This is a genomic window from Bradyrhizobium sp. (assembly GCF_035701725.1).
Classification (GTDB): Bacteria; Pseudomonadota; Alphaproteobacteria; order Rhizobiales; family Xanthobacteraceae; genus Bradyrhizobium.
Genome location: NZ_DASSRP010000179.1, coordinates 1 through 9,147, shown reverse-complemented (window position 1 = coordinate 9,147; position 9,147 = coordinate 1). Strand labels below are relative to the sequence as shown.

At 64.1% G+C, this 9,147-nt stretch carries 8 protein-coding genes; 3 read left to right on the top strand and 5 right to left on the bottom strand.

Annotated elements, in window-relative coordinates; all coding sequences use genetic code 11:
- The 5 genes from VFL62_RS10750 to VFL62_RS10730 all read right to left on the bottom strand — a co-directional run.
- Positions 1-681, bottom strand: a 681-nt coding sequence (locus VFL62_RS10750) for an ABC transporter ATP-binding protein (protein ID WP_325172357.1), incomplete at its 3' end; no start/stop codon positions are given.
- On the bottom strand, positions 678-1,625 hold the full coding sequence (locus tag VFL62_RS10745) for a branched-chain amino acid ABC transporter permease (protein WP_325172356.1): 948 nt from the start codon (positions 1,623-1,625) through the stop codon (positions 678-680). The genes VFL62_RS10750 and VFL62_RS10745, both read right to left, overlap by 4 nt.
- Entirely contained in the window at positions 1,625-2,491 is an 867-nt protein-coding gene (locus VFL62_RS10740) for a branched-chain amino acid ABC transporter permease (RefSeq protein ID WP_325172355.1), read from the bottom strand. Before VFL62_RS10740 ends, VFL62_RS10745 begins: the two co-directional genes overlap by 1 nt.
- A 7-nt stretch (positions 2,492-2,498) precedes the next feature.
- Positions 2,499-3,662 (bottom strand): ABC transporter substrate-binding protein, encoded by a 1,164-nt coding sequence (locus tag VFL62_RS10735; protein WP_325172354.1) that lies wholly within the window; start codon positions 3,660-3,662, stop codon positions 2,499-2,501.
- Positions 3,663-3,815: 153 nt separating this feature from the next.
- A complete protein-coding gene (locus VFL62_RS10730) occupies positions 3,816-5,225 on the bottom strand; it encodes a cytosine permease (RefSeq protein ID WP_325172353.1) in 1,410 nt (469 codons plus the stop codon).
- Positions 5,226-5,553: 328 nt separating this feature from the next.
- On the opposite strand from VFL62_RS10730, the gene VFL62_RS10725 reads away from it, so the two are divergent.
- From VFL62_RS10725 to VFL62_RS10715, 3 genes are all read left to right on the top strand, one after another.
- Positions 5,554-6,738 (top strand): ABC transporter substrate-binding protein, encoded by a 1,185-nt coding sequence (locus VFL62_RS10725; protein ID WP_325172352.1) that lies wholly within the window; start codon positions 5,554-5,556, stop codon positions 6,736-6,738.
- A gap of 2 nt (positions 6,739-6,740) precedes the next feature.
- Positions 6,741-7,610, top strand: coding sequence for a branched-chain amino acid ABC transporter permease (locus VFL62_RS10720; protein ID WP_325172351.1), 870 nt, complete (start codon positions 6,741-6,743; stop codon positions 7,608-7,610).
- On the top strand, positions 7,607-9,147 hold a 1,541-nt coding region (locus tag VFL62_RS10715; protein ID WP_325172350.1), incomplete at its 3' end, for an ABC transporter permease subunit. The genes VFL62_RS10720 and VFL62_RS10715, both read left to right, overlap by 4 nt.

Below are 9,147 nucleotides of genomic sequence, written 5' to 3'. Positions count from 1 at the left end.
GAGCACCGTCACCCGGTCGCTGATGCCCATGACCAGCCGCACATTGTGCTCGACCAGCAAAATGGTGATGCCGCGGCGCTTGAGCGTGGCGATGGTATCGAGCAGCGTCATGCTCTCGGTCATGTTCATGCCGGCGGCCGGCTCGTCGAGCAGAAGCACGCTTGGCGTAGAGGCCAGAGCCCGCGCGATCTCCAGAAGCCGCCGCTGTGCGTAGGGCAGTTGCGTGGCGCGGTCGTCGGCGCGATGGGCGAGCCCAACCGTCTCGAGCGCCTCTCGCGCGGCCGTCTCGATATCCGCTTCGCTGTTGCGGTGCCGCGCATTCGCGACCAGCATGTCGGCAAAGGAGGTTCGCCGGTTGCCGGCGGCGGCAACCTTGACGTTTTCGATCACGCTGAGATTTTCGAAAATCCGGATGTTCTGAAACGTTCGCGCCAACCCCAGCCGCGCAATACGGTGCGGCTTGAGGCGGAAGATCTCATGCCCTCCGACGCGTATGGAGCCGGCGTCGGCGTGCGATGCGCCGCTCAGCGCGTTGAGCAGCGTGGTCTTGCCCGAACCGTTCGGGCCGATGATCGCCTGCACGATGCCTGCGGGGACGTCGAGATCGATCTTGTCGAGCGCGACGAGGCCGCCGAAGCGGCGCGTCACGCCGCGCGCGGTGATGATCGGGGCGGCCGTCATCGGGCGCCTGCGCGGCGCAATTGAACTTGCGAGGCCAGCGACGTCAGCCCGCCCGGCGCCATGACGATAACCGCAATGACGCCAAGTCCGTAGAGCACGAGGTACCACTGGCCGAGGAAGCGCAGCGCCTCGGGGAGGATCGTTAGCGCAAGCGCGCCGAATACGCAGCCGGCGATCGAGCCCATGCCGCCGACGATGAGCATGGTCATCAAGAGGATCGCTTGCGTGCCGGAGAAGCTGTCGGGACTGATGAAACGGATCGACGATGCATAAAGACACCCGGCAAGGCCCGCGTAGACGGCACCCAGCATGAACGCGATCAGCTTGGTGCGCGTGGTGTCGACGCCGCTTTGTTCGGCGGCGATTTCGCTGTCTTTCGTCGCAATCATCGCCCGGCCCAGCGCCGAATGACGTACGCGCATCGCTACCAGCATCGCCAGGCCCAGCGTGGCGATGAGGATGTAGTAATGCTGCGTCTGTCCTTCCGGCCTCAAGCCGAAAATGCTGATGCCGGGGATCGCGCGCAGGCCGGATGTGCCGCCGGTGACCGGCTCCCAGTGCACGATGATCAGGCGGATGATTTCGCCAAATCCGATCGTCGTCATCGCCAGGTAATAGGTACGCAGCCGCATCGTCGGCAGCCCGAGCGCAAGGCTCGCGATAATCACCACGATCGCCGACAGAAACGGTGTGGTGATCCAGGGCAGGCCCGACTTGGTCGCGATCGCAGTCGTGTAGGCGCCTAGCCCATAGAAGGCGGCCTGTCCAAAATTGATCTGACCGGCCCAACCGGTCACGAAATTCAGGCCGAGCACGACAATCGTGTTGAGGATCGCGATGTTGAGAAGCTGGATGATGTAGCCGTCCTGTGTGACCAGGGGCACGGCCAGCGCGGCGGCGATTGCGGCCGCAACGAGCCAGCGTTGGGGTTGAAGGCTTGCCATCAGACCTTCTCGCTGCTCTTCTCGCCGAACAGGCCGCGGGGCCAGGCGATCAGAACGGTAATCATGACGATGAAGGCATAGGCGTCGCGGAAGTTGGACGAGATATAGCGCGCGCCGAAGGTTTCGACGAGCCCGAGAAACAAGCCGCCGATCACCGCGCCCGGCAGGTTGCCGAAGCCGCCGATGACGCTGACGACAAAGCCTTTCAGGCCAAGGCTTCCGCCCATGGTAGGTTCAGCGAGAAAAATCGGCGCAACCAGAAGCCCGGCAATGCCAGAGAGCACGGTGCCGAGCGCGAAGGCCACCGCGATGGTGCGGTTCACGGGGATGCCGACCAGTCGCGCGGTGTGCAGGTCCTGCGCGGTCGCCTGCATCAGGATTCCGAATCGCGTCCGGGTGAGAAACAGGAATTGCAGGACGAGGATCACCGCGAGGGTCGCGAAGATGAAAAGCTGGTGCATGGAGACCACGACACCGGCAACGCGCAAAGGCGGACCGCGGACCGGGGAGGGCAGCGAAACCGGCAGCGGGCCCCAGATGATCAGCGCCAGATTTTCCAGAACGATGCCCATCGCGATCGTCGTCAAGATGACCAGGAAAGCAGGCCGCCCGCGCAGCGGGAAATAAACCAGCGTCATGAAGACGACGCCGACCAGCGCCATCGCCGCCATGGTGATGGCCCACGAGGCCGCCATCGGCAATTCGTGCGTGACCGCGCAACTGATGCCGATGAACGCACCGAGCATCAGAAGCTGGCCTTGCGCGAAATTGACGATCTGGACGGTGTTGAAGATCAGAAGCAGGCCGAGCGCGACGAGAGCATAGATGCTGCCGAGCGCCAGGCCGTTGACGATGAGCTGGCCCATGAGGAAATCAGAAGCCGCTTTCCTTGATCGGACCGGTGAATTCCGGCGTCTTGCCCTTGTTGCGATAGACGCCAAGCGTATGCGCGAGATCGCCCAGGCTGTCGGCCTGGTACGAAATCAGCATGCCCTTCCAGTCCTTGGTGGCGGCGAAGGAGTCGCGAATGGCCGCCTTGTCGCATCCGACTTTCTCAATGATCGACTTCAGCAGGTAGACCGTGTCGTAATAGGAGACGGTGAAATTGTCGGCCGGCACTTTGTATTTGTCCTGCACGCGCTTGGCCCAGTCCAGAATCTTCGGATCGGTCGAGGTCTGCGGGATCATGCCGCCGATCGCATAGGCGCCGTCAGCTTCCGTAGCGGTCAGATTGTTGAGCGCGGTCTGCGCCACGAGGCTCGAATTGCCGATGGTTGTGAGCTTGATGCCAAGGTCGTTCATCTGCTTGACGACCAGCGTCACGTCGGCCGGCCGGCCGAACACGATGATGCTGTCGGCGCCCTTGTCCTTGATCTCGAGCAGCTGCGCACTCATGTCCTTGTCGGACGGCGCATAGGACGTCACGGCGACCGGCGTCGCGTTCAGCTTGGCGAGCGAGGCCTGAATGCCGCGCGAGGCGCCGAGACCGTAATCGTCCGCGACCGCGATCACGCCGGGTTTGGTCTTCTTCAGCGTCTTCACCAGATATTCCGGAATGAGATCGGCGAGCTGGCCGTCATGGACGTGGGTGCGGAACAGCCACTTGCTGCCCTGCGACGTCACCTTGGCATTGGTTGCTCCGACCAGAAACGGGGTCTCGGACTTGTTGACGACTTCGGTCTGGGCGAACACATGCGGGCTGATCATCGAGCCGAAAATGACCAGCGGCTTGCCCTCGATGATGCGGTTCATCGCGTTCAGCGCGTCGGTGCTCGAGGCTCCCGTATCTTCGGTGGCCAGCGCCAGCTTCCTGCCGTTGATGCCGCCGGCGGCGTTGATCTCGTCGACCGCAAACTCGACGCCGCTGCGCGCCTGCGTGCCGAGCAGCGCCGTGTTGCCGGTCAGTGCCGTCGTCAGGCCGAGCGGGATCGGCGATGGACAGCTCGCAGGCTCCGCCGTCGACGGGTTGGTCGAGGTCACGGCCAGACAGATCGCAGCAGCAGCGGTGATGGAATTCTTCATCAGTATCGACGTCATTATCTTTCCCGTTGAATGGCGTTGGCGCGCAGCCGACACCGTAGCACGACGACGACAGGCCTGCCGCGATCCGGCAGGCCTGTTTGGTTATAGAACCCCCGTTGAGCGCAGAAAATTCCCGCAAGCGGTGAGGCTTGCGAAAATCTCCGCCCGTTACTTCGTAGCCGGCGCCAGCGCGGATGCGGTGACGCTCTTGCCGCCGATGGCTAGATATAGCCCGCCGGCGATCACGATTCCGGCGAGCCAGCTCAGGTCAGCGCCGCCGAGCAGCCCGGAGAGGGGGCCCTGCAGTGCCGGCACGAGGCCGTCTTCCAGCGCCCAGCCGGCGGCAAGGCCCGCCAGGAATGCGATGATGGCGCCCCAGTTGATATCGCCATAGGCGCTCGTTTCCGGTTCGGCATAGAGTTCGGCGACATCGATCTTGCTTTTTCGCTTGATGAAGAAATCGGCCAGGATCACGCCGGCCCACGGGCTCATCCAGAGCAGCAGGCTGATCATCCAGTTGTCGAAGGCCTTCGCGAAAGAGGGCGCAAAGACGAAGTAGATGGTCACGAGGTAGCCGATGATGCCGACGATCAGCGCGAGCGCGGTCCGCGACAGGCGGATGCCCATGCTGAGCGCGGCGAGCGCCGCCGAATAAACGTTGAGAATGTTCGTCGCGATCGGGCCGTGCAAAACCATCAAGAGAACGAGCAGGCTTGCGACGCCGCCGAATACGGCGCTGACCATCTTGGCCGGGTCGGTATCGGTGGTGACGCTGGCGATCGTCGCGCCGAGCACGGCGAGCCAGATCGACGGCACCAGCATGCCGACATAGCTGTACCAGAACACGGACGAGGACGACACGCTGCGCGGCACGAAGCGCGAATAGTCCGAGGCCCAGGTCACCCAGGAAATGCCCCAGCCGACCCCGATCGCGGTCATCAAGAGCGAGAGCATCGCAAAATGCGCGCCGGGCGGCAGCGAACTGGTCAGCTTCCAATTGACGACGCCGGGCTGGCTCCACGCCAGCACGCTCATCAGCACCATGATGGCGACGGTGACCGGCACTGTGTATTTCTCGAACGTGCGGATGGCGTAGAAGCCGTAGATGCCGATCAACACCTGGACCACCATCACCAGAGTCATGATGATGAAGGTGGTGAGAATCGTTTCCGGGATGCCGAACTGGCCAAGAATGGCCATCGAGATCTTGACCGGGAAATAGGTGTTCACACCGATCCAGCCGAGCGTCATCAGGAACATCAACAGGCTCGGCAGATAGGCGCCGCGCCGGCCGAAGGCCGAGCGGCTGAGCACCATCTGGTTGACGCCGGTCTTGTGGCCCATCACCGTGAAGGCGGCGAAGATGGCGCAGCCGACGATGTTGCCGAATACGATAACGGCGATCGTATCCCACAGCCCGAGCTTGAGGATGATGCCGAGCGCCCCGAGCGCCCAATTGACCGGCGCGATGTTGGCGCCTGCCCAGATCCACATTTGCTGCAGCCCGGTTGAATCGCGGTCTGCGTCGGGGATCGGTTCGATGCTGTGAATGTCGGATCGGAGCTCGGAATTTGTCATGACGCCCTCCAGGTGAACGCCGCAGATCGAGCAAGAATCGTACCAAGGAACCGCGGCTGGGTCGCGCCATTCCGCAAGCCGGCCGCGGCGTATTGGCCTCGCCGGCCGAGGGCAGCGGAAAATGCGAAGTACTCTTCGCATTTCCCCGCCGGACACCGACAACCTGGAGGAGATGCAAGAGCCGTCATCGCCGTCCCGGCAGGTTGTGGTTTTCCTGGTTGTGGCATACCGTTTGCTTGATTTTGGGCCGGTTCGGAATGGCGCGGCCGCGCGCCCTCGGGCCGACGAGCAAAAACGACGAAACGAAATTTCAAGGGGAGTTGCTCACATGCCTACCAAAATGACGCGCCGCCAAGCGATCGCTCTGCCTGCCGGCCTTGCTGTGGGAAGCCTCATTGGCCGCTCCGCGTTTGCTGCGGAGCCGATCAAGATCGGGTTGGTCGCGGCGCTGTCCGGACCTTCCGCCAAGTCGGGCGAAGGAATTACCCGCGGACTTCAGATCGCGATCGATGAGATCAATGGCAAAGGCGGCCTGCTCGGCGGCCGCATGCTGGAGCTTGTGCGCCGCGATGACGAGTCGAACCCGGCCAAGGGCCAGACTGCCGCACGCGAATTGATCGACAAAGAGGGGGCTGCAATCCTCTATGGCGGCATCGACAGCCCGGTCTCGCTCGCCATCGTGCCGCTGGTGAATTCGGCCAAGGTGCCGTTCATGGGCGTGTGGGCGGCGGCGACCAACATCACGCGCAACGGCGCCAACCCGAACTATGTCTTCCGCGTCTCCGCCGTGGACGTGCTGGTCGATCGCGCCCTGATCAAATACGCGATGGCCAAGTTCGGCTCCAAGAAGCCCGGTCTGATGCTCGTCAATAACGGCTGGGGCGAGTCCAATCTCGCCGGCCTCACCGCTGCCGCGCAGGCCGCCGGCATTACGCTCGCAGGTGCAGAAAAGTTCGACGACAAGGATCCCGACATGACGCCGCAATTGCAGCGGCTGCGGGAAGCCGGGGCCGACACCGTCATTCTGGTGGGCAACGCCGCGCCAGGTGCGCAGGTGATCAAGTCATTGCAGAAGTCCGCCTGGGTGGTGCCGATCGTGTCGCATTGGGGCATCTCGGGCGGGCGTTTCCCCGAACTCGCCGGTTCCTGGGCCGGCAAGGTGCATTTCGTGCAGACCTACAGCTTCTTCGGGCCGCAGAACGATGTCGGCAAGCGCGTGCTGGCGGCCATGATGGCGAAGTATCCCGACGTCAAGGGACCCGGCGACATCACCCCGCCGGTCGGCGTTGCCAACGCCTATGACGCAATGCAACTGACCGCGCTCGCCATCACCAAAGCGGGCACGACCGAAGGTCCGAAACTGCGGGAAGGCCTTTTGAGCATCGATAGTTATCAGGGCCTGATCAAGAACTACGTCAAACCCTTCACGGACGAGAACCACGACGCCTTGAACGAAAACGATTACGTCATGGTCCGCTACAACGGGGATCAGATCGAGCCCGTAACCGGTTAAAGATGCTCGCGACTGCACTCGTCTCGGGCTTAAGCCTCGGCAGCATCTATGGCCTGATTGCGCTCGGCTTCACGCTGACTTTTGCCGTCTCCGGCACCGTGAATTTTGCGCAAGGCTCGTCCGTGATGCTGGGAGCCGTGGTTTGTCATGCCCTTGCGATCGGACTGCGGCTTCCGATGCTGGTCGCAATCCCCTTTGCACTGGCGGTCTGCGCGATCTGGGGCCTTGTCGTCGAGCGCTTCGCGGTCCGGCCCTTTGTGGCGCGGGGTAGCAACGCCTGGCTGATGGCGACCGTCGCGCTCGGCATTGTGCTCGATAATGTGGTGATGGTGCTGTTCGGCAAGGAGCCGCGTGCCCTGCCGTCGTCTCTGGCCGACGATCCCTGGGTGATCGGCACCGTCGGTATCTTCCCGCTTCAGGTGCTGGTTCCGCTGGTCGGGCTTGCGTTAGCGCTTCTGGTCCATCTCGGCATGCACCGCACAGGCCTCGGCCTGAAGCTGCGCGCGGCGGTCGAGAATCCCGATGCGGCGCGGCTGATGAGCATCGATGTGACGATGCTGATCGCACTCACCTATGCGGCGGCGGCGCTACTCGCCGGCATCGGCGGCATCCTGATCGCACCGCTTTATAACGTCGCCTACGACATGGGGACGCTGTTCGGGATCAAGGCCTTTGCCGTCGCTATCCTTGGCGGTCTGACCAACCCCTGGGGTGTCGTGATCGCCGGCCTCGGCTATGGCCTGATCGAGGCCTGCGCTACCACTTGGCTCGGTTCCAGCAGCACCCAGATCGTGACCTTCTCCGCCGTGATCGCGGCGCTGGTGCTGGCACCGTCGGGTCTGTTCGGTGGGCGCAGCCGGGTGCGGGTATGAGGAGGCTCACCGCCTTGCTTGCGGCGGTGCTGGCCTGCGCCGCTGTTGCCGCGATTTGCCTGCGGGCGCCCGGTTACTATGCCTATCTGCTCGGGACGCTAGCGACCACCGCACTCGCAGGCATCGGTCTCAACGTGCTGCTCGGGCTTGCCGGAGAGGTCTCGCTCGGGCAGGGCGGCTTTGTCGCGCTCGGGGCCTATGGCGTCGGCATTCTCACCACCAAGGCCGGATTGAATTTCTCCGAAGCGCTGCCGCTCGCGGTGCTGCTGGTCGCGACGGTTTCTGCGGCGCTTTCCATTCCCGCGCTTCGCGTCACCGGGCCATATCTTGCCATGGTGACCATTGCCTTTGGATTCATCGTCGAATCCGTCTCGATCGAATGGCGCGACCTGACCGGCGGCTCCAGCGGGCTTGTCGGCATCCCCTCGCCATTCGCGACCGGCGGCACGGCGCTGTTGGCCTGCGCCTTCTGCGTGGTCGCGCTCGTTCTGTTTTACTATCTTGCGAAAAGCCCGATCGGGCTCGCGATGCAGGCCTTTGCTTCGGCGCCTGCCGCCGCCCGGGGCCTCGGCATCAAGCCGGTCGCCATTCGCACCGCGGCCTTCGTGCTGGCGGCGGCCGCGGCCGGCCTCGCCGGTGGACTGCAGGCTGCGCTCACCGGTTTCATCGCGCCGAGTTCGTTCCCGTTCTCGCAGTCGATCCTGTTTCTGCTGGTGGTGGTTGTTGGCGGCGCCGGGCGAACGCTGGGGCCGCTGATCGGATCGGCGGTGGTCGTCTTTCTGCCGGAGGCGCTGGCAGGTCTCGCCGAATATCGCCTGCTGGTGTTCGGCGCCGGTCTCCTGATCGTACTGTGGGCCGCACCGGGCGGCATTGCCGGCGCGCTGGCACACCTCGCGAGGTCGCGAAGATCTCCGGCCGAAGCCAAGCCGGACCTTGATCGCGCGCTTGTGCATATCACCGGAGCCCGTGGCAGTCTGACCGCCGAAGGCGTGCGGGTGGCGTTCGGCGGTGTGGTCGCGGTCGCAGGCGTCGACATGATGGCCTCGCCCGGCCGGGTCACCAGCGTCATCGGCCCCAACGGCGCCGGCAAGACCACGCTGCTCAACCTGATGAGCGGCTTTCAGCGGCCCGATGCCGGAACGGTGCGGGTCGGAAAGCAGGAGATCACGCACCTTTCTGCGCCTGACGTTGCGCGTGCCGGCCTTGCCCGAACCTTCCAGACCGCACAGCCTTTCGCGAATTTAAGCGTGCTCGACAATGTCCGCCTCGGCCTGCTGCGGGGCGCGTGGCGGGGCGAGGCGCCGTCCGATCTGGCGCGCGCGTTGCTGGCGCTGGTTGGCTATGGCGGCTCGCAGACGCGGCTCGCCGCCACACTCCCGCACGTCGACCGCCGTCTGGTCGAGATTGCGCGTGCGCTGGCGACCTCGCCCGCGGTGCTGTTGCTGGATGAGCCCGCTGCCGGCCTCAACGAGGCCGACACCGCCAAGCTCGGTAGCCTGCTGCAAAGGTTGGCGCGGGCCGGATTGGCGGTCGTGCT